Annotated in this window: 21 protein-coding genes and 1 other RNA gene; 16 read left to right on the forward strand and 6 right to left on the reverse strand. The window is 61.8% G+C overall.

Translation table 11 applies throughout. The features are described from left to right. Window positions 1-26: 26 nt before the first annotated feature. Window positions 27-1,067: an NADP(H)-dependent aldo-keto reductase gene (locus tag ACIQUS_RS12945; RefSeq protein ID WP_403047544.1), complete on the reverse strand. Its 1,041-nt coding sequence runs from the start codon at window positions 1,065-1,067 to the stop codon at window positions 27-29. A gap of 249 nt (window positions 1,068-1,316) precedes the next feature. Here ACIQUS_RS12945 and rplM point away from each other — a divergent pair, with 249 nt between their 5' ends. The 7 genes from rplM (at window position 1,317) to ACIQUS_RS12980 (ending at window position 6,181) form a co-directional block, all read left to right on the forward strand. After that, the gene (gene rplM / locus ACIQUS_RS12950) at window positions 1,317-1,745 is read left to right on the forward strand and encodes a 50S ribosomal protein L13 (protein ID WP_038607182.1); all 429 of its coding nucleotides are present in this window, start codon (window positions 1,317-1,319) and stop codon (window positions 1,743-1,745) included. A 14-nt stretch (window positions 1,746-1,759) separates the two neighbouring features. Beyond that, window positions 1,760-2,152, forward strand: coding sequence for a 30S ribosomal protein S9 (gene rpsI / locus ACIQUS_RS12955; protein WP_285863984.1), 393 nt, complete (start codon window positions 1,760-1,762; stop codon window positions 2,150-2,152). Between the two features lie 264 nt (window positions 2,153-2,416). After that, window positions 2,417-3,010: a ubiquinol-cytochrome c reductase iron-sulfur subunit gene (gene petA / locus ACIQUS_RS12960; RefSeq protein WP_128323885.1), complete on the forward strand. Its 594-nt coding sequence runs from the start codon at window positions 2,417-2,419 to the stop codon at window positions 3,008-3,010. After that, window positions 3,010-4,221, forward strand: a complete 1,212-nt coding sequence (locus tag ACIQUS_RS12965) for a cytochrome bc complex cytochrome b subunit (RefSeq protein WP_285863985.1) — start codon at window positions 3,010-3,012, stop codon at window positions 4,219-4,221. Before petA ends, ACIQUS_RS12965 begins: the two co-directional genes overlap by 1 nt. Then, window positions 4,221-5,000: a cytochrome c1 gene (locus ACIQUS_RS12970; protein ID WP_403047546.1), complete on the forward strand. Its 780-nt coding sequence runs from the start codon at window positions 4,221-4,223 to the stop codon at window positions 4,998-5,000. The genes ACIQUS_RS12965 and ACIQUS_RS12970 overlap by 1 nt, the downstream gene beginning before the upstream one ends. A 117-nt stretch (window positions 5,001-5,117) precedes the next feature. Next, complete coding sequence (locus ACIQUS_RS12975) at window positions 5,118-5,735, forward strand: glutathione S-transferase N-terminal domain-containing protein (RefSeq protein ID WP_403047547.1); 618 nt, start codon at window positions 5,118-5,120, stop codon at window positions 5,733-5,735. A gap of 17 nt (window positions 5,736-5,752) precedes the next feature. After that, on the forward strand, window positions 5,753-6,181 hold the full coding sequence (locus ACIQUS_RS12980) for a ClpXP protease specificity-enhancing factor (protein ID WP_285863988.1): 429 nt from the start codon (window positions 5,753-5,755) through the stop codon (window positions 6,179-6,181). 49 nt (window positions 6,182-6,230) lie between these two features. Here the strand turns inward: ACIQUS_RS12980 and ACIQUS_RS12985 are convergent, their stop codons facing one another. The 5 genes from ACIQUS_RS12985 to ACIQUS_RS13005 all read right to left on the reverse strand — a co-directional run bounded on the left by ACIQUS_RS12985 (window position 6,231) and on the right by ACIQUS_RS13005 (window position 10,021). Beyond that, window positions 6,231-6,449 (reverse strand): YgdI/YgdR family lipoprotein, encoded by a 219-nt coding sequence (locus tag ACIQUS_RS12985; protein WP_285863989.1) that lies wholly within the window; start codon window positions 6,447-6,449, stop codon window positions 6,231-6,233. A gap of 82 nt (window positions 6,450-6,531) precedes the next feature. Then, window positions 6,532-7,110 (reverse strand): BON domain-containing protein, encoded by a 579-nt coding sequence (locus ACIQUS_RS12990; RefSeq protein ID WP_403047550.1) that lies wholly within the window; start codon window positions 7,108-7,110, stop codon window positions 6,532-6,534. Beyond that, on the reverse strand, window positions 7,107-7,700 hold the full coding sequence (locus ACIQUS_RS12995; RefSeq protein WP_026001179.1) for a phosphoheptose isomerase: 594 nt from the start codon (window positions 7,698-7,700) through the stop codon (window positions 7,107-7,109). Before ACIQUS_RS12995 ends, ACIQUS_RS12990 begins: the two co-directional genes overlap by 4 nt. Window positions 7,701-7,829: 129 nt before the next feature. Next, window positions 7,830-8,201: a YraN family protein gene (locus ACIQUS_RS13000; RefSeq protein ID WP_403047552.1), complete on the reverse strand. Its 372-nt coding sequence runs from the start codon at window positions 8,199-8,201 to the stop codon at window positions 7,830-7,832. After that, complete coding sequence (locus tag ACIQUS_RS13005) at window positions 8,201-10,021, reverse strand: penicillin-binding protein activator (protein ID WP_403047553.1); 1,821 nt, start codon at window positions 10,019-10,021, stop codon at window positions 8,201-8,203. Before ACIQUS_RS13005 ends, ACIQUS_RS13000 begins: the two co-directional genes overlap by 1 nt. Before the next feature lie 186 nt (window positions 10,022-10,207). Between ACIQUS_RS13005 and rsmI the strand changes: the two genes are divergently transcribed. The 9 genes from rsmI (at window position 10,208) to mraY (ending at window position 19,147) form a co-directional block, all read left to right on the forward strand. Further along, window positions 10,208-11,083, forward strand: coding sequence for a 16S rRNA (cytidine(1402)-2'-O)-methyltransferase (gene rsmI, locus ACIQUS_RS13010; protein WP_403047555.1), 876 nt, complete (start codon window positions 10,208-10,210; stop codon window positions 11,081-11,083). 67 nt (window positions 11,084-11,150) lie between these two features. After that, window positions 11,151-11,510, forward strand: an RNA gene (gene rnpB / locus ACIQUS_RS13015) — RNase P RNA component class A. A 306-nt stretch (window positions 11,511-11,816) separates the two neighbouring features. Continuing rightward, window positions 11,817-12,272: a division/cell wall cluster transcriptional repressor MraZ gene (mraZ, locus tag ACIQUS_RS13020; protein WP_128323895.1), complete on the forward strand. Its 456-nt coding sequence runs from the start codon at window positions 11,817-11,819 to the stop codon at window positions 12,270-12,272. Next, window positions 12,269-13,216, forward strand: coding sequence for a 16S rRNA (cytosine(1402)-N(4))-methyltransferase RsmH (rsmH, locus tag ACIQUS_RS13025; RefSeq protein ID WP_403047557.1), 948 nt, complete (start codon window positions 12,269-12,271; stop codon window positions 13,214-13,216). Before mraZ ends, rsmH begins: the two co-directional genes overlap by 4 nt. Further along, a complete protein-coding gene (ftsL, locus tag ACIQUS_RS13030) occupies window positions 13,213-13,506 on the forward strand; it encodes a cell division protein FtsL (protein WP_045183548.1) in 294 nt (97 codons plus the stop codon). Before rsmH ends, ftsL begins: the two co-directional genes overlap by 4 nt. Then, window positions 13,506-15,239 carry a peptidoglycan D,D-transpeptidase FtsI family protein gene (locus ACIQUS_RS13035; protein ID WP_403047763.1) on the forward strand — a complete coding sequence of 578 codons (1,734 nt, stop codon included), beginning with the start codon at window positions 13,506-13,508 and terminating at the stop codon, window positions 15,237-15,239. Before ftsL ends, ACIQUS_RS13035 begins: the two co-directional genes overlap by 1 nt. Then, window positions 15,239-16,702 (forward strand): UDP-N-acetylmuramoyl-L-alanyl-D-glutamate--2,6-diaminopimelate ligase, encoded by a 1,464-nt coding sequence (locus ACIQUS_RS13040; RefSeq protein WP_403047559.1) that lies wholly within the window; start codon window positions 15,239-15,241, stop codon window positions 16,700-16,702. The genes ACIQUS_RS13035 and ACIQUS_RS13040 overlap by 1 nt, the downstream gene beginning before the upstream one ends. Next, on the forward strand, window positions 16,695-18,065 hold the full coding sequence (gene murF, locus ACIQUS_RS13045; RefSeq protein ID WP_403047560.1) for a UDP-N-acetylmuramoyl-tripeptide--D-alanyl-D-alanine ligase: 1,371 nt from the start codon (window positions 16,695-16,697) through the stop codon (window positions 18,063-18,065). The genes ACIQUS_RS13040 and murF overlap by 8 nt, the downstream gene beginning before the upstream one ends. Then, window positions 18,065-19,147: a phospho-N-acetylmuramoyl-pentapeptide-transferase gene (gene mraY, locus ACIQUS_RS13050; RefSeq protein ID WP_403047562.1), complete on the forward strand. Its 1,083-nt coding sequence runs from the start codon at window positions 18,065-18,067 to the stop codon at window positions 19,145-19,147. Before murF ends, mraY begins: the two co-directional genes overlap by 1 nt. The last annotated feature ends 6 nt before the right edge of the window (window positions 19,148-19,153 follow it).

The following is a 19,153-nucleotide window of genomic DNA, read 5'->3' on the forward strand; positions in this document are numbered from 1 at the left end:
TCGCCGCATCGCCGCTCCCACAAGGTCTATGGCGCCGGGTTGGGCTGGTCCTGGTGAATGGCTTCGATGCTGGCCAGCAGTTCGTCCGAGAGCTTGAGGTCGAGACTGGCCAGATTGCTGTCCAGTTGCTCGAGGGTGGTGGCGCCGATGATGTTGCTGGTCACGAACGGCTGGCGGGTGACGAAGGCCAGGGCCATCTGCGCCGGGTCCAGGCCGTGGTCGCGGGCCAGCTTCACATAGCGGCTGCAGGCCGCCACGGTCTGTGGGTTGGAATAGCGCGAGAAGCGGCTGAACAGGGTCAGGCGACCCTTTTCCGGGCGGGCGCCGTTCTCGTACTTGCCCGACAGCATGCCGAAGGCCAGGGGCGAGTAGGCCAGCAGGCCGCACTGTTCGCGGATGGCGATTTCCGCCAGGCCCACCTCGAAGCTGCGGTTGAGCAGGTTGTAGGGGTTCTGGATCGACACCGCGCGGCTCCAGCCGCGGCTCTCGGCCAGTTGCAGGAATTTCATGGTGCCCCACGGCGTCTCGTTGGACAGGCCGATGTGGCGGATCTTGCCGGCCTTGACCTGCTCGTCGAGCACTTCCAGGGTTTCTTCCAGTGGGGTGAAGTGGTCCTGGGGCAGGTGCTGGTAGCCCAGCTTGCCGAAGAAGTTGGTGCTGCGCTCGGGCCAGTGCAGTTGGTAGAGGTCGATCCAGTCGGTCTGCAGGCGCTTGAGGCTCTGGTCCAGGGCGGCGACGATGTGCTGGCGATTGTGCTTTAGCTGGCCGTCGCGAATATGGCTGATGCCGTTGCCGGGGCCGGCGACCTTGCTGGCCAGGATCCAGTCGGCACGATCGCCGCGCTGCTTGAACCAGTTGCCGATGATCCGTTCGGTGGCCGCATAGGTTTCCGGACGGGGCGGTACCGGGTACATCTCGGCGGTATCGATGAAGTTGATTCCGGCGGCCCTGGCCCGTTCGATCTGGGCGAAAGCCTCGGCCTGTTCGTTCTGCTCGCCCCAGGTCATGGTGCCCAGGCACAGGGCACTGACGTTGAGGCCGGTGCGGCCCAGTTGGCGGTATTCCATCGGCTTCTCCCTGGCAAAAGAAGCATAAAAGCAGGTTGAATTTTTTTTCGCAATCTGGATAATTCAGCCCCTCTCCGTGGTGCGGAAGTGATGCCCCGCCCATAGAAGAACCCTGCCGAATATTGGACGCGCTGACCCGAGCCCCCGATAGCGTCCGTGTGCGGCTGTGTCCTTGACTTGTCAAGGGACGCACTATCCAGTAAGATCCGCCGTCTTATTTTCGCTGGGCGGCCCCTGAGGCTATAAAGAATGAAAACTTTTACTGCTAAACCGGAAACAGTAAAGCGCGACTGGTTCGTAGTTGACGCCGCTGGTCAGACCCTGGGTCGTCTGGCTACCGAAATCGCTAGCCGTCTGCGTGGCAAGCACAAACCAGAATACACTCCTCACGTTGACACCGGCGACTACATCGTCGTCATCAACGCCGAGCAGATCCGTGTTACTGGCGCCAAGACTTCGGACAAGATGTACTACTCCCACTCCGGCTTCCCGGGCGGTATCAAGGAAATCAACTTCGAGAAGTTGATCGCCAAGGCCCCAGAGCGCGTGATCGAGACCGCGGTTAAAGGCATGCTGCCTAAGAACCCACTGGGTCGCGACATGTACCGTAAGCTGAAAGTCTATGCGGGCGCTACTCACCCTCATACTGCTCAGCAGCCCCAAGAACTGAAGATTTAACGGAATAGTTCATTATGTCGGCGACTCAAAATTACGGCACTGGCCGTCGCAAGACCGCAACCGCTCGCGTTTTCCTGCGTCCAGGTACCGGTAACATCTCCATCAACAACCGTCCTCTCGACACCTTCTTCGGTCGTGAAACCGCGCGCATGGTCGTTCGCCAGCCGCTGGAGCTGACCGAGACCACCGAGAAGTTCGACATCTACGTCACCGTTATCGGTGGTGGTGTCAGCGGTCAGGCTGGTGCGATCCGTCACGGTATCACCCGTGCGCTGATGGACTACGACGAAACCCTGCGTGGCGCTCTGCGTCGTGCTGGCTACGTCACCCGCGACGCTCGTGAAGTCGAGCGTAAGAAAGTGGGTCTGCGTAAAGCGCGTAAGCGTCCTCAGTACTCCAAGCGTTAATTTCGCTTCGGCGTTCAAAAAAAGCCCGGTTCCAGTGGAACCGGGCTTTTTTTATGTCTTGAATAAAGCATGTTGGTTTTTTGCTGTGACAACTTGCCGCATAGACGCAAGTCAAGTGCTATAAGGGATGCAGCCCTTTGCCGCGGCTAATCACCTTGTCAATGAAGGGTCTTTTCATTACCATGCGGCAAATTTTTAGCAGTTCAGAAATTACTTAGTAGATGCCTGTTGTAACAGGCCATAAAGCTGATGGGAGAGGACTGAATGAGCAATGACGGCGTCAATGCAGGCCGGCGTCGCTTCCTCGTAGCAGCCACATCCGTGGTGGGTGCTGCAGGAGCGGTGGGGGCTGCGGTCCCGTTCGTGGGGTCATGGTTCCCCAGTGCCAAGGCGAAAGCCGCAGGTGCACCGGTGAAGGTCAATATCGCCAAGATTGAGCCAGGTCAGCAGATGATTGCTGAGTGGCGTGGCCAGCCGGTCTTCATCGTCCGTCGTACCGAAGAGATCCTTGGCAACCTCAAGAAGATCACCGGCGACCTCTCCGATCCCGAGTCCAAAGCATCGGTCCAACCCACCTACGTCAACCCGGAAAACCGCGCGATCAAGCCGGAAATCCTGGTGCTGGTCGGTCTGTGCACCCACCTGGGCTGCTCGCCGACCTTCCGTCCTGAAGTCGCCCCTGTCGACCTGGGTCCCAAGTGGGTCGGCGGTTACTTCTGCCCGTGCCACGGTTCTCACTACGACCTGGCTGGCCGCGTCTACAAATCCCAGCCGGCGCCGCTCAATTTGCCAGTGCCGCCGCACTCTTATGAGTCGGACGACATCATTGTCGTCGGCGTCGATCAGGAGAACGCGTGATGAGTAAGTTCATGGACTGGGTTGACGCCCGCTTCCCCGCGACCAAGATGTGGGAAGACCATCTCAGCAAGTACTACGCACCGAAGAACTTCAACTTCTTCTATTTCTTTGGCTCCCTGGCACTGCTCGTTCTGGTCAACCAGATCGTCACCGGTGTCTGGCTGACCATGAGCTTCACCCCGTCGGCCGAAGAGGCATTCGCCTCGGTCGAATACATCATGCGTGACGTCGAGTACGGCTGGATCCTGCGCTACCTGCACTCCACCGGCGCATCGGCATTCTTCATCGTCGTCTACCTGCACATGTTCCGCGGCCTGCTGTACGGTTCGTACCAGAAGCCTCGCGAGCTGGTCTGGGTGTTCGGCATGCTGATCTACCTGGCGCTGATGGCCGAAGCCTTCATGGGTTACCTGCTGCCGTGGGGCCAGATGTCCTACTGGGGAGCCCAGGTGATCATCTCGCTGTTCGGTGCCATTCCGGTGATCGGCGACGACCTGACCCAGTGGATCCGTGGTGACTACCTGATCTCGGGCATCACCCTGAACCGTTTCTTCGCCCTGCACGTGGTGGCCCTGCCGATCGTCATCCTCGGTCTGGTGGTGCTGCACATCCTGGCGCTGCACGAAGTGGGTTCGAACAACCCCGATGGTGTCGACATCAAGAAGCTCAAGGACGAGAACGGTGTGCCGCTCGACGGCATCGCCTTCCACCCTTACTACACCGTGAAAGACATCGTCGGCGTCGTCGTGTTCCTCTTCGTGTTCTGTGCCGTGGTGTTCTTCTTCCCGGAAATGGGCGGTTACTTCCTGGAAAAACCGAACTTCGAGCAGGCCAACGCCTTCAAGACCCCTGAGCACATTGCCCCGGTCTGGTACTTCACCCCGTTCTACGCGATCCTGCGGGCTGTTCCGGACAAGCTGCTGGGCGTCATCGCCATGGGCGCCGCGATTGCCGTGCTGTTCGTCCTGCCCTGGCTCGACCGCAGTCCGGTCAAGTCCATGCGCTACAAGGGCTGGATGAGCAAGGCTTGGCTGGTAGTGTTCTGCATCTCGTTCGTGATCCTTGGCGTGCTGGGCGTACTGGCACCTACCCCGGGTCGTACGTTGCTGTCGCAGGTATGTACCTTCCTGTATTTCGCCTACTTCATTCTGATGCCGTTCTACACCAGGCTTGAGAAGACCAAACCGGTTCCGGAAAGGGTGACTGGCTGATGAAAAAGCTATTTGCAGCATTGATTCTGGCAGTGATGCCCTCGCTGACCTTCGCGGCCGAACACGGCCTGGTGCTGGACAAGGTCGATATCGATCTGACCGACAAGGCCGCCATGCAGGACGGTGCCCGAACCTTTGCAAACTATTGCATGGGTTGCCACAGCGCCAAGTTCCAGCGCTACGAGCGGGTTGCCGATGACCTGGGCATCCCTCACGAGCTGATGCTCGAGAAGCTGGTGTTCACCGGCGCCAAGATCGGCGACCACATGAAGATCGGCATGCAGCCTGACGATGCCAAGGCCTGGTTCGGTGCCGCGCCACCCGACCTGACCCTGGTGGCCCGCGTGCGTGGCACCGACTGGCTGTACACCTACCTGCGCAGCTTCTACGCCGACCCTTCGCGCCCATGGGGTGTGAACAACAAGGTCTTCCCGAACGTCGGCATGCCCAACGTGCTGGTGGGTCTGCAGGGCAACCAGGTGATTGGCTGCAAGCAGGTACAGACCCTGGTCGATGGCAAGAAGCAGTACGACCCGCTGACCGGTACGCCGTTGACTCATGAAGCGTGCGATCAGCTGACCGTGGAGCCGAAATCCGGTACCCTGAACGAAGAGCAGTTCGACGAGAAGGTCAAGAACCTGGTGACCTTCCTGGCCTACTCGGCCAACCCGGTCAAACTGGAAAGCCAGCGCATCGGCACCTATGTGCTGCTGTACCTGGCCTTCTTCTTCGTATTCGCTTACCTGCTCAAGCGCGAATACTGGAAGGACGTGCACTGATCACGCAGTAGTTTCTGGTAGTTGAACGCGCCCTGGGGCGCCTCTGGACGACGGAGGTGCCTGCAGGGCGCGTTTGCATTTGTAGCTTCTATAATTTCATCTGCGAGGAGGACCACTATGGGCGTGACCAACCGGTTGGCCTGCTACTCCGACCCCGCTGACCATTATTCTCATCGGGTGCGCATCGTTCTCGCCGAGAAGGGCGTCAGCGTCGAGATCATCAATGTCGATCCCGGACGCTTGCCGCCCAAGCTGGTCGAAGTGAACCCCTATGGCAGTGCGCCGACCCTGGTCGATCGCGACCTGGCGTTGTACGAGTCGACCGTGGTGATGGAGTACCTCGACGAGCGTTACCCGCATCCGCCGCTGCTGCCGGTCTATCCGGTGGCGCGGGCCAACAGCCGGCTGTTGATGCACCGCATCCAGCGCGACTGGTGTGCACTGGTCGACCTGATTCTCGATCCGCGCAGCAAGGAAGCCGCCCGCGTGCAGGCGCGCAAGGAATTGCGTGAGAGCCTGACCGGCGTGTCGCCGCTGTTTGCCGACAAGCCTTGTTTCCTTAGTGAGGAGCAAAGTCTGGTCGATTGTTGTCTACTGCCCATACTCTGGCGATTGCCGGTACTGGGTATTGAACTGCCGCGGCCGGCCAAGCCGCTGCTCGATTACATGGAGCGACAGTTTGCCCGCGAAGCCTTCCAGGCAAGCCTGTCCGCTGCTGAACGTGAAATGCGCTAGGTTTTAAGGAGCTGTCGATGAACTCCAGTCGCCCCTATTTGGTACGTGCACTCTATGAGTGGATCGTGGACAACGACTGCACCCCGCACATGCTGGTCAATGCCGAGTACCCGGCGGTACAGGTGCCCCAGGGCTTTGCCAGTGACGGCCAGATCGTCCTGAACATCTCACCCAATGCCGTACGTCACCTGCACATGGATAACGAGGCTGTGAGCTTCGAGGGACGTTTTGGTGGGGTAGCCCACACCTTGTTCGTGCCTGCCGGTGCGATCCTGGGGATCTACGCCCGGGAAAATGGCCAGGGCATGGTCTTCGAGCTCGAGCCGCCGGTGCTCGAGGATGATGAGTACGAGGACGACGACGGTGTCGAGCCTGATGATGACGGCCCGCCGGATGCGCAGCCGCCACGACCTACCGGGCGTCCGAGCCTGAAGGTGGTGAAGTAACGAAAAAGGCGATCCATGGGGATCGCCTTTTTTGTGTTCGCCTGCCGGATTACAGGTCGCTGATGGTGCGTACCTGGTCCTTGTTGACCCGGGTCACCTTGCCGTCCAGTTGCTTGAACTCGTAGAAGCCGGAGCTGCGCTCGTAGCGCGGCGCGTCGACTGCCTGGAACTCGCGGCCGTCGTTGAGGGTGATCAGGCTGGGGGTGGAGCAACCGGCCAGGGTGGCGAAGGCGCCAATCAGCAGGGTTGGCAGCAGGCCGTTTTTCATGGGTTTTCCTTGAGAATTATCGCGGGGCAAGCCCGCTCCCACAGGGGATGTAGGAGCGGGCTTGCCCCGCGATGGGTAGAAATCAGTCGATGTACTCGAACAACTTGACGATCTTCTGCACGCCCGACACACCCTGCACCAGGTTGGTGGCGCGGACGGCTTCCTGTTGGGTCAGCAGGCCGAGCATGTAGACGATGCCGTTCTCGGTGATCACCTTGATCCGGGTGCCGGGAATGGTGGCGTCGGTGAGCATCTGGGTCTTGATCTTGGTGGTCAGCCAGGCGTCATTGTTGCGCGCCAGGATCGAGGAGGGTTGCAGTACCTGCAGTTCGTTGTGGACCTTCTTCACGCGCTGGACCTGGCCTGCGGCCTGTCCGGCCAGGTTCTTGAGGTCGGCGCGTGGCGTCTGGCCGGCCAGCAGGACAACGCCGTTGAAGCTGCTGACGACGATGTGCGAACTCTTGTCCAGGTCTGGGCTGGCCTTGGCTACGTTGACCGCGACCTTGGTTTCGATCAGCGAGTCGTCGATCTTGCTGCCGAAGGTGCGGGTGCCACGGTCATCTTCAATCGGCGTGTCACGGGTGGCGGTGAGGACCGAGCTGCAGCCGGTCAGGCTCAGGCACAGGGTCAGGGCCATCAGGCCGAGGCGGTTAGGGGTCATTCTTCACTCCCGAACAATTGGCTGTCGATCAGATCGCAGAGGCAATGGATCGCCAGCAGGTGGACTTCCTGAATACGTGCGGTGACGTTGGCCGGAACGCGAATCTCGACGTCTTCAGGCAGCAGCAGCGAAGCCATGCCGCCGCCATCGCGTCCGGTCAGAGCTACGACAATCATTTCGCGATCATGTGCGGCCTGGATCGCCTGAATTATGTTTGCCGAGTTACCGCTGGTCGAAATTGCCAGCAACACATCGCCCGGTTGGCCCAGGGCGCGGATCTGTTTGGAGAAGATCTCGTTGTAGCTGTAGTCGTTGGCGATCGAGGTGATGGTCGAGCTGTCGGTGGTCAGGGCGATGGCCGGCAGGCTCGGGCGCTCGCGTTCGAAACGGTTGAGTAGCTCGGAGGAGAAGTGCTGGGCGTCGCCGGCCGAGCCGCCGTTGCCACAGGCGAGCATCTTGCCCTCGTTGAGCAGCGCGTTGACCATGACCTGACTGGCTTGCTCGATGTGCGGTGCAAGGACTTCCATCGCCTGTTGCTTGGTGTTGATGCTGGCCTGGAAAAGCTGGCGAATTCGGGATTGCATGTCCATCAGTGAGACCTTAAGTAGGGCGGCTGGTCGGGCGTGTCGGGAGTGTACAGAAAAGGTCCCGGCACATGACTGTGCAGCCCGCGAAGCAAAGAGCAAAAAAGTTGTAGGGGTGAAGGTGCAGGGGTGGAGTCAGCATTCGAAGGCGTTTTTCAGCCATTGAAGCGCCTGGCCCGAATGGCCCCTGCCTTGCACGGCGATCACGTCGAAACGGCAGGGATGATTGGCCCAGCGTGTTTCCTTGTGCAGGAAAGACTCGGCGGCTAGCACCAGTTTGTCCTGCTTGCGCCCGTCGATACTGCCGAGCGCACCGCCAAAGTCCGCATGCAACCGATAGCGGACTTCGACGAATACTACTGTATCGCTGTCGAGCATGACCAGATCAAGCTCGCCGCGATTGCACCGCCAGTTCTGCGCCAGCAGGTGCAGGCCTTGCCCCTGAAGGTATTCAAGGGCATGCCGCTCGGCGGCCTGGCCTGCCTGCTTGCGCGAACTGTCAGGCATCAGCGTGGGGTGTCGGGCAGGCGGACGATCTGGCCACCGGAGAACTCGGCCCACGGCAACTGGCGTTCGATGCGCTGGTTGGCGTTCATGGTCAGGCTGCCGGAGAAACCATCGATGCGGTTGTCCGGCAAGGCTTTGAGCTGGCTCAGGCGCGGCGCCAGGCTATAGGCGTCGATACCCATGGCGTACAGGCGCCCGAGGCTGCCGGCGGCCTGTGGGAACTGGCTGACGACCTGCTGGCGCAGGGCGTTGCTGGTGTCGAGCAGCCATGGGGTTTCGCAGAAGCGGATGCCGTTCATGTCGTTGTACTGGTTGACGTCACCGCTGGCGCTGTACAGGTGCGAGGTGGCGTAGACCGGCACGTCGCCGGCGTATTGGAAGTTCAGGGTCGGCTTGATCTGCTGGCCTTGCTGCGGAGTGGCGGCGAGGAAGATGAAGTCGATGTCCTGGCGACGCGAAGGTTGGGCCGAAACGGCGCCGCCGACGGTGTCCTGCAGGCTCTTGGCGCGGCCTTCGCTCTGGCGCAGCTGGAACAGGTCGGCGATCTGCTGGGCCAGGGCCACGGGCTGGTCGACGTGTTCGGCGGCGAGCAAGGTGCCGCCCTTGGCTTCCCAGTCCTGGCGGAAGGCCTTGAGTACGCGGTCACCCCATTCGCCACGCGGCACCAGGGCGACGGCGCGGACCATGCCGTCGGCATGGGCACGGCGCGAGACTTCGCGGGCTTCGTCTTCGGCGGCCAGGCCGAACTGGAACAACTGGGGTGGGCCGGCCTTGCCGGCATCGCTGTAGTTCAGGGCCAGGGTGGTGATCGGCAGTTGCGGGTAAGCGGCGAGCTTTTTCACCAGCGGCTTTTCCAGCGGGCCGACGACCAGTTGCACGCCGGAGGCCTGGGCCTGGCGATAGAAGTCATCCAGGGAGGTGATGCGCGAGCTGTCGAACACTTCGACGGCAGGAGGCTTCTGGCCTGCTTGCTGGGCCTGGAGGTGTGCGGCCATGAAGCCGTCGCGCAGGGCGCGGGCGACACCGGCCAGCTGGCCTTCCTGTGGCAGCAGCAGGGCGATCTTGGTCAGCGGCTGGCTGGCCAGTTCCTTGAGCTTGACCAGCGGCAGCGGCAGCTGCAGGGCGGCCGGATGCTCGGGGTTCTGTTTGCGCCAGGTCTCGATGGCGACTTGTTGCTGCTCCAGGGTGCCGGCGTTTTTCACCGCCAGGGCCAGGCTGGCCCAACCGGCCAGGGTGTCGGTGCCGGTGCTGACACCTTGCAGCTGGTCGACGGGCAGGGCGGCCATCAGGTTCCAGATGGCGTCCTGGTTGGCGCTGGCGGCGTTGCCGCTGAGCAGCGGTGCCAGTTCGATGCGGGCCTTGGCGGCGGCCAGGGTCTGGCCGTTGGCTTCCAATACATTGGCCTGCACGCTGCGTGTGCGTACCTGTTGCTCGTCCGGCAGTTCGCCCAGGCGCTCCAGGCTTGGGTGGCTCAGGGCGGTCAGGGCCGCTTTCGGCTGGTTGCGGCTCATGGCCAGCTCGGCGCTAAGGGTGCTGGCGAAGATCTGCTGGGCCGGTTTGAGTTGATCCATCGGCACCTGCTCGAGGATGCGCGCCGCACGGGCGTTGTCCTTTTGCCGGAAGGCCAGGTCGGCCGCGCTCAGGCGCAGCAGGGCTGCCTGCTCGGCGGTCTTGCTGGTGGCGGCCTGGTCCAGCAGTTGCTCGATGCTGGCGTCCGGGGTGCGTGGCAGTTCGCCGAGGCTCGACGAGGGCGAGCTGGCGCAGGCTGCCAGCAGGGCGGCGAGGCAAAGGGCTGTGAACAGCCGCAGACAAGCGATCATGTAAGGGTCCTGTTACTCGATCAAATTAACTGGCAATTGTACCCAAGCGCTGGCCGGGGCGCGATCTTGGTGGTGCTAATCCTTCAATATAGGTGGTGCTGCGCGGTCATGCGGCGTTGCCGGTTACGCATTGTTGCCGACAGTCGGGCTACAATGGCGCTTTGACCAAGACGACAGGTGTGTGCTGTGACTGATGTTCCAGGGGCTTCCCATTCCACTGCTGGCACGCTGTACGTGGTGGCCACGCCCATCGGCAACCTGGATGACATGAGCGCGCGGGCGCTGAAAGTGCTCAGTGATGTCGCCCTGATCGCTGCCGAAGACACCCGGCACTCTATCCGGCTGATGCAGCACTTTGGCATCAATACGCCGCTGGCAGCCTGTCATGAGCACAACGAGCGCGACGAAGGCAGCCGTTTCCTCACCCGTCTGCTGGCCGGTGACAATGTGGCGCTGATTTCCGATGCCGGTACGCCCTTGATCTCTGATCCTGGCTATCACCTGGTGCGCCAGGCGCGTGCGGCGGGTGTCCAGGTGGTGCCTGTGCCCGGTGCCTGCGCCCTGATCGCGGCGCTGTCGGCGGCGGGGCTGCCGTCGGACCGTTTCATTTTCGAAGGTTTCCTGTCGGCCAAGTCTGTCGGACGAAAGGCACGTCTGAGTCAGCTCAAGGAGGAGCCGCGTACGTTGATCTTCTACGAGGCGCCGCACCGGATTCTCGAATGCCTGCAGGACATGGAGCAGGTATTCGGTGCGGACCGCCCTGCGTTGTTGGCGCGGGAGCTGACCAAGACGTTCGAAACCCTCAAGGGGTTGCCACTGGGTGAGCTGTGCGCGTTCGTCGAGGCGGACAGCAATCAGCAGCGCGGCGAGTGCGTGGTGCTGGTGGCCGGCTGGACTGCGCCGGAAGACGAGCAGGCGGTCAGTAGCGAGGCGATGCGGGTGCTGGACCTGTTGCTGGCGGAGATGCCGCTCAAGCGGGCTGCGGCCCTGGCGGCGGAAATTACCGGTGTGCGCAAGAACCTGCTGTACCAGGCCGCGCTGGAAAAACAGAAAGCACAATAGTTGCACAATGCTACTATGTGCATTATTACTTGTTCTTGAGCGCCGCTACCGTTAACCTTTGCGGCGGAGAGTCGATCGGACAGTCGCTGCCTTCTTTTGTTCCGCAAAAGAGGGGGGAGGAAAGTCCGGGCTCCATAGGGCAGAGTGCCAGGTAACGCCTGGGGGGCGCGAGCCTACGGAAAGTGCCACAGAAAACAACCGCCTAAGCACTTCGGTGCCGGTAAGGGTGAAAAGGTGCGGTAAGAGCGCACCGCACGACTGGTAACAGTTCGTGGCTAGGTAAACCCCACTCGGAGCAAGACCAAATAGGGTTCCATATGGCGCGGCCCGCGTTGGAACCGGGTAGGTTGCTAAAGGCGTCCAGTGATGGCCGTCGTAGAGGAATGACTGTCCTCGACAGAACCCGGCTTACAGATCGACTCTCCACCTCCCTTCCTGCTTGAATCGATAGCAGATGCGTCTTTGTAATACCGAAAAAATCTTACTCTTAATAAATTACTTTAACTATGCACTCTATTCGCCTGAGTGACTTTGATTTTCTTGCCAAAAATTCCCCCTCTGTTTTTTCCTGCATCCCCCTACAACGCGCTAAATCTCCGATCTGTAAGGGATTTCCTTATAAGCGTGCCTTGACGGTGTGGTAGGCGGATTCCTATAGTGTGCGCAAGTGGCAGAAAGTGGCACGAAGTGGGTTTTCTGACACCAAAAAGCTAACAAGTGGGGATTTGCAGCCGTGTTCCGCGGAGCCAACGCCATCAACCTCGACGCCAAGGGCCGTCTCGCCATGCCGAGCCGGTACCGTGACGAGCTTGAATCGCGTAGTTCCGGGCAACTGATCGTGACCATCGATGCGGTGGATCCCTGCCTGTGTGTCTACCCGCTCGATGAGTGGGAACTGATTGAAGCCAAGTTGCGCGCCTTGCCGTCCTTGCGTGAAGAGAACCGCCGCCTGCAGCGTCTGCTGATCGGCAATGCGGTGGATCTGGAGCTTGATGGCAGTGGCCGCTTCCTGGTGCCTCCGCGTTTGCGCGAGTACGCCAAGCTCGACAAGAAGGCAATGCTGGTGGGGCAACTGAACAAATTTCAGCTGTGGGACGAGGATGCCTGGAACGCGGTTTCGGCAGCCGACCTTGCAGCTATTCAACAACCGGGCGCCATGCCCGATGAACTACGTGATTTGATCCTGTGACTATAGATAGCGGCTTTAACCACATCACCGTACTGCTTGACGAAGCCGTCGAGGCTCTCGCCGTACGCGCCGATGGCTGCTATCTGGATGGCACCTTCGGACGCGGCGGGCACAGCCGGCTGATTCTCAGCAAGCTTGGGCCCCAGGGCCGGCTGCTGGGTTTTGACAAGGATCCACAAGCGATTGCCACCGGGCAAGCGCTGGCGGCCGAAGACGGCCGCTTTGTCATTGTGCAGCGCAGTTTTGCCGAGCTGGGCGCGGAAGTGGTCGAGCGCGGTATAGATGGCAAGGTCAGCGGCATCCTGCTCGACTTGGGCGTGTCCTCGCCGCAGCTGGACGACCCCGAGCGCGGCTTCAGTTTCCTCAACGACGGTCCGCTGGACATGCGCATGGACCCGAGCCGTGGCGTCAGTGCCGCCGAGTTCATCGCCACCGCGCCGGAAGAAGAGATCGCCCGGGTCTTCAAGGAGTACGGCGAAGAACGTTTTGCCAAGCGCATGGCCCGTGCCGTGGTGCTGCGCCGCGAACAGACCCCGTTCACCCGCACCGCAGACCTGGCGGAAGTGCTCAAGGTCGCCAACCCGGCCTGGGAAAAGGGCAAGAACCCGGCTACCCGCGCCTTCCAGGGCCTGCGTATTCACGTCAATAACGAGTTGGGCGACCTGGAAGCCGGTCTCGAGGCAGCCCTCGATGCGCTGGAGGTCGGTGGACGGCTGGTGGTGATCAGCTTCCACTCCCTGGAAGACCGTATCGTCAAACTGTTCATGCGCAAGCTGGTCAAGGGTGAGGCCGATAACCTGCCGCGCAACCTGCCGGTGCAGCACAAGCCATTCGAACCGCGGATCAAGGTGCACGGCAAGGCGCAGTTCGCCTCCGACGCCGAGCTCAAGGCCAACCCACGTGCGCGCAGTGCGGTCATGCGCGTTGCCGAGAAGCTGCGGTGAGCCGCCTGTTCGCCAAGCCTTTGCCAGGCGGAAGCTTCCTGATGCTTCTGCTGTTCATTGCCGTGCTCGTTTCTTCGGTGGCGGTATCGTACAGCGCGCACTGGAACCGTCAGTTGCTCAATACCCTTTATGGTGAGCTGAGCGAACGCGACAAGGCCCAGGCCGAGTGGGGCCGGTTGATCCTGGAGCAGAGCACCTGGACGGCGCATAGCCGAATTGAAAACCTGGCCAGCGAGCAGCTGCAAATGCGCATTCCCGCCGCCGACGAAGTACGGATGGTGGCGCCATGATGAAGCTCGAGGGTGCACTCTATCCGTGGCGTTTTCGCGTGGTCATCGGCCTGTTGGCGGTGATGGTCGGTGCGATCGCCTGGCGAATCATCGACCTGCAAGTGGTCGACCGTGACTTCCTCAAGGGCCAGGGCGATGCCCGCAGCCTGCGGCACATTCCGATTCCTGCACACCGCGGGCTGATCACCGACCGTAATGGCGAGCCGCTGGCGGTCAGTACCCCGGTGACCACCCTGTGGGCCAATCCCAAGGAAATGCAGGCATCCAAGGATCGCTGGCCGGCGCTGGCCGCCGCCCTCAAGCAGAATCCTCAACAACTGACCCTGCGTCTGGAGCAAAATGCCGGCAAGGAGTTCATCTACCTGGTCCGTGGCCTGACCCCGGAGCAAGGGCAGGTGGTGCTCGATCTGAAAGTCCCCGGTGTCTATGGCATCGAGGAGTTCCGTCGTTTCTATCCGGCCGGCGATGTCGCAGCGCACATGGTCGGATTTACCGACCTCGATGACCATGGTCGCGAAGGGGTGGAGCTGGCCTACGATGAGTGGCTGGCCGGGGTGCCCGGCAAGCGACAGGTCATCAAGGACCGGCGCGGCCGGCTGATCAAAGACATCCAGGTAACCAAAAACGCCAAGGCCGGAAAGACCTTGGCGTTGTCCATCGACCTGCGCCTGCAATACCTGGCAACCCGCGAGCTGCGCAATGCCATCGCCGAGCAGGAAGCCAAGGCCGGCAGCCTGGTGATCATGGACGTCAAGACCGGCGAAGTGCTTGCCATGGTCAACCAGCCCACCTACAACCCGAACAACCGCCGCAGCATGTTCCCGGCCGCCATGCGTAACCGGGCGATCATCGACGTGTTCGAGCCGGGCTCGACGGTAAAGCCGTTGTCCATGAGTGCGGCCCTGCAAAGCGGGCGCTGGAAACCGACCGACAAGGTCGAGGTCTACCCGGGCACCTTGCAGCTGGGGCGTTACACCATTCGTGACGTATCCAAGAGCGAAGGCCCGATCCTCGACCTGACCGGCATCCTGATCAACTCCAGTAACGTCGGCATGAGCAAGATCGCCTTCGACATCGGTGGCGAATCCATCTACCGGGTGATGTCCCAGCTGGGGCTGGGCCAGTACACCGGCCTGGGCTTCCCGGGTGAGCGGGTCGGCAATCTGCCGAACCACCGCGAGTGGCGCAAGGCCGAAACCGCGACCCTGTCCTACGGCTACGGTCTGTCGGTGACCGCGCTGCAACTGGTGCATGCCTATGCGGCCCTGGCCAACGACGGCAAGATGGTGCCGCTGAGCATCCTCAAGATCGACAAGGCACCGGAGTCGACCCAGGTTGTACCGAAGGAAACCGCCGAAACCATCCAGGGCATGCTGCAGCAGGTGATCGAAGCGCCGCGTGGTGTGTTCCGCGCCCAGGTGCCGTCCTATCACGTCGGTGGCAAGAGTGGTACCGCCCGTAAGGCCACCATCGGCTCCAAGGGCTATACCGAGAACGCCTACCGCTCACTGTTCGCCGGCTTCGGCCCGATGAGCGATCCGCGTTATGCCGTGGTCGTGGTCATCGATGAACCGAGCAAAGGCGGCTACTTCGGTGGTCTGGTCTCGGCCCCCGTATTCAGCAAAGTCATGTCGGGCACGTTGCGCCTGATGAACGTTCCGCCGGACAACCTGCCTCCGGCGACTCCACAGCAGCAGGTCAATGCTGCGCCCGCCAAAGGAGGGCGCGGTTAATGACAATGCCATTGAGCAAGCTTTTCGCCCAGGCCAGCCGCGATCCGTTGATCCGCGAGCTGACCCTGGACAGCCGTAATATCCGTCCGGGCGACCTGTTCCTGGCCGTGCCGGGTGCGCGGGTCGATGGCCGTGATCACATTGCCGACGCGCTCAAGCGTGGGGCGGCGGCCGTTGCCTATGAAGCCGAAGGCGCCACCGTGCTGCCGATCACCGAAGTGCCGCTGATCCCGGTCAAGGGCCTGATTGCCCAGCTGTCGGACATTGCCGGTCGCTTTTATGGCGAGCCAAGCCGTCAGCTGGACCTGGTCGGTGTCACCGGCACCAACGGCAAGACCAGCGTGACTCAACTGGTGGCCCAGGCCCTGGACAATCTTGGTAAGCGCTGCGGTCTTATCGGCACACTGGGCACGGGTTTCTATGGCGAGTTGCAAAGCGGCCGCCTGACCACGCCGGACCCGATCGCCGTGCAGGCGACCCTCAACGACCTGCGCAAGGGCGGGGCGAAAGCCGTGGCCATGGAGGTCTCTTCCCATGCCCTGGACCAGGGCCGGGTCGCGGCGCTGGAATTCGACATCGCGGTGATGACCAACCTGTCCCGCGATCACCTGGATTACCACGGCAGCATGCAGGCCTACGAAGACGCCAAGGCGCGCCTGTTCGCCTGGCCGAACCTGCGCTGCCGGGTGGTCAACCTGGATGATGAGTTCGGTCGCCGCCTGGCCACCGAGCATGCCGAGTCGCGCCTGATCAGCTACAGCCTCAAGGACCGCGCCGCGTCGCTGTACTGCCGCGAAGCGCATTTCGATGACGATGGCGTACGCGCGGTGATCGTCACCGCCCAAGGTGAACGCACCCTGCGCAGCCGCCTGCTCGGTCGCTTCAACCTCAGCAACATGCTGGCGGCGGTCGGCACCCTGATGGCGCTGGACTATCCGCTGGATGAAATTCTCAAGGTCACCCCGACCCTGCAAGGGCCGGTCGGGCGCATGCAGCGCCTGGGTGGCGGCAGCAAGCCGCTGGTGGTGGTCGACTATGCGCATACCCCCGATGCCCTGGAGCAGGTTCTCCAGGCCTTGCGCCCTCACGCCCGCGGCCAGCTGCTGTGCCTGTTCGGCTGCGGCGGCGATCGAGATCGCGGCAAGCGTCCGCTGATGGCCGAAGTGGCCGAACGCCTGGCTGATCGGGTGCTGGTCACTGACGACAACCCGCGCACGGAAGATCCGCAGCAGATTTTCGCCGACATTCGCCCGGGCTTTGGCAAGGCCGATGTCGTTGAGTTCGTTTCCGGTCGCGGACCGGCGATTGCCCAACTGATTGCCAGTGCTGGCGTTGACGATGTCATTGTCCTGGCCGGCAAGGGCCATGAGGACTACCAGGAAATCAACGGCCAGCGTCTGGATTTTTCCGATCTGGTCGAAGCCGAGAAGGCACTCGCTGTCTGGGAGGCTCCCCATGCTTAAGCCATTGACCCTCAGCCAACTGGTCGCGCCCCTTGAGGGTCGCCTGGTGGCGGCCGATGCAACCTTCACCGGCGTCAGCATCGACAGTCGCGCAATCGTTGCCGGGCAATTGTTCGTCGCCCTGGCCGGGCCGCGTTTCGATGGCCATGACTACCTGAACGACGTGAAGGCCAAGGGCGCCGTTGCTGCCCTGGTTGAGCGCGAAGTGCCGGGCAGCGACCTGCCGCAACTGGTGGTGGCCGACAGTCGTCTGGCCCTGGGCCAGCTGGGCGCCCTCAATCGTGCGGCGTTCGCCAAGCCGGTCGCGGCCATCACCGGTTCCAGCGGCAAGACCACGGTCAAGGAGATGCTGGCCAGCATCCTGCGCACCCGTGGCCCGGTACTGGCTACCCGGGGCAACCTGAACAACGATCTTGGTGCCCCGCTGACCCTGCTCGAACTGGCCCCGGAACATACCGCCGCCGTCATCGAACTGGGTGCTTCGCGCATCGGTGAAATTCGCTACACCGTCGGCCTGACCCGCCCGCAAGTGGCCCTGATTAACAACGCCGGCACCGCCCATGTCGGTGAGTTCGGCGGGCCAGAGAAGATTGTCGAAGCCAAGGGCGAGATCCTCGAAGGTCTGGGTCAGGATGGCGTGGCTGTATTGAACCTTGATGACAAGGCCTTCGGCACCTGGAAACAGCGCGCCGGCAATCGCAAGGTGCTGACCTTCGCCCTGAACAACGCTGCGGCCGACTTTCACGCCGGCAACATTGCCTTTGATGAGCGCGGCTGCCCGGCCTTCGACCTGCACGGCGCCGAAAGCGTGGAGCGGGTCCAGCTGAACCTGCTGGGTACCCATAATGTCGCCAATGCCCTGGCTGCTGCCGCTGCTGCCCATGCCTTTGGTCTGACTCTTGAGGGTATCGCCCAGGGCCTGAACAACGTGCAACCGGTCAAGGGCCGCACTGTGGTGCAGATGGCCGGCAACGGTGTGCGGGTTATCGACGATTCCTACAACGCAAACCCCACCTCCATGTGCGCTGCCGTTGATATACTCGCCGGCTTTTCCGGCCGCACCGTCCTGGTGCTCGGGGATATCGGCGAATTGGGCCAGTGGGCCGAGGAAGGGCATCGGCAGGTAGGCGCGTACGCCAAAGACAAGGTTTCGGCACTGTATGCGGTGGGGCCGAACATGGCTCACGCGGTAACAGCGTTCGGCGCCAATGCCCGACATTTCGCTAATCAAGCCGACCTGATCGCCGCCGTTTGCGCCGACGAGCAGGCCGCTAACACCACTATTTTGATCAAGGGATCGCGTAGCGCTGCGATGGAAAACGTCGTGACGGCGCTGTGCGGTTCCAGCGGGGAGAAACATTAATGCTGCTGCTGCTGGCTGAGTATCTGCAACAGTTCTACAAAGGCTTCGCGGTCTTCCAGTACCTGTCCCTGCGCGGGATCCTCGGGGTACTGACCGCGCTGTCGCTGGCCCTGTGGCTGGGCCCATGGATGATCCGTACCCTGCAGATTCGCCAGATCGGCCAAGCGGTTCGCAACGACGGCCCGCAATCGCACCTGTCCAAGTCCGGCACCCCGACCATGGGCGGCGCCCTGATTCTTTCGGCGATCGGCATCAGCACCTTGCTGTGGGCCGACCTGACCAATCGTTATGTCTGGGTGGTGCTGATCGTCACCCTGCTGTTCGGCGCCATCGGCTGGGTCGATGACTATCGCAAGGTGATCGAGAAGAACTCCCGTGGCCTGCCGAGCCGCTGGAAATATTTCTGGCAGTCGGTGTTCGGCCTGGGTGCAGCGATCTTCCTGTACATGACCGCGCCGAGCAGTGTCGAAACCACCCTGATCGTGCCGATGCTCAAGGACGTCACCATCCCCCTGGGGATCGGCTTCGTGGTCCTGACCTATTTCGTCATCGTCGGCTCCAGCAACGCGGTGAACCTGACCGACGGCCTCGACGGCCTGGCGATCATGCCGACGGTCATGGTCGGCGGCGCCCTGGGTATCTTCTGCTACCTGTCGGGTAACGTGAAGTTCGCCGAATACCTGCTGATTCCCTACGTGCCGGGCGCCGGCGAGCTGATCGTGTTCTGCGGTGCGCTGATCGGCGCGGGCCTGGGCTTCTTGTGGTTCAACACGTATCCGGCCCAGGTGTTCATGGGCGACGTCGGTGCCCTGGCACTGGGTGCGGCGCTGGGCACCATTGCGGTGATCGTTCGCCAGGAAATCGTCCTGTTCATCATGGGCGGTGTGTTCGTCATGGAGACCCTGTCGGTGGTGATCCAGGTGGCCTCCTTCAAGTTGACCGGCCGCCGGGTATTTCGCATGGCGCCGATTCACCACCACTTTGAACTCAAGGGTTGGCCCGAGCCTCGGGTGATCGTCCGCTTCTGGATCATCACCGTGATTCTGGTGCTGATCGGCCTTGCCACCCTGAAACTGAGGTAGAAACGC

The sequence above is a fragment of the Pseudomonas sp. NPDC090755 genome (assembly GCF_044769005.1).
Lineage (GTDB): Bacteria > Pseudomonadota > Gammaproteobacteria > Pseudomonadales > Pseudomonadaceae > Aquipseudomonas.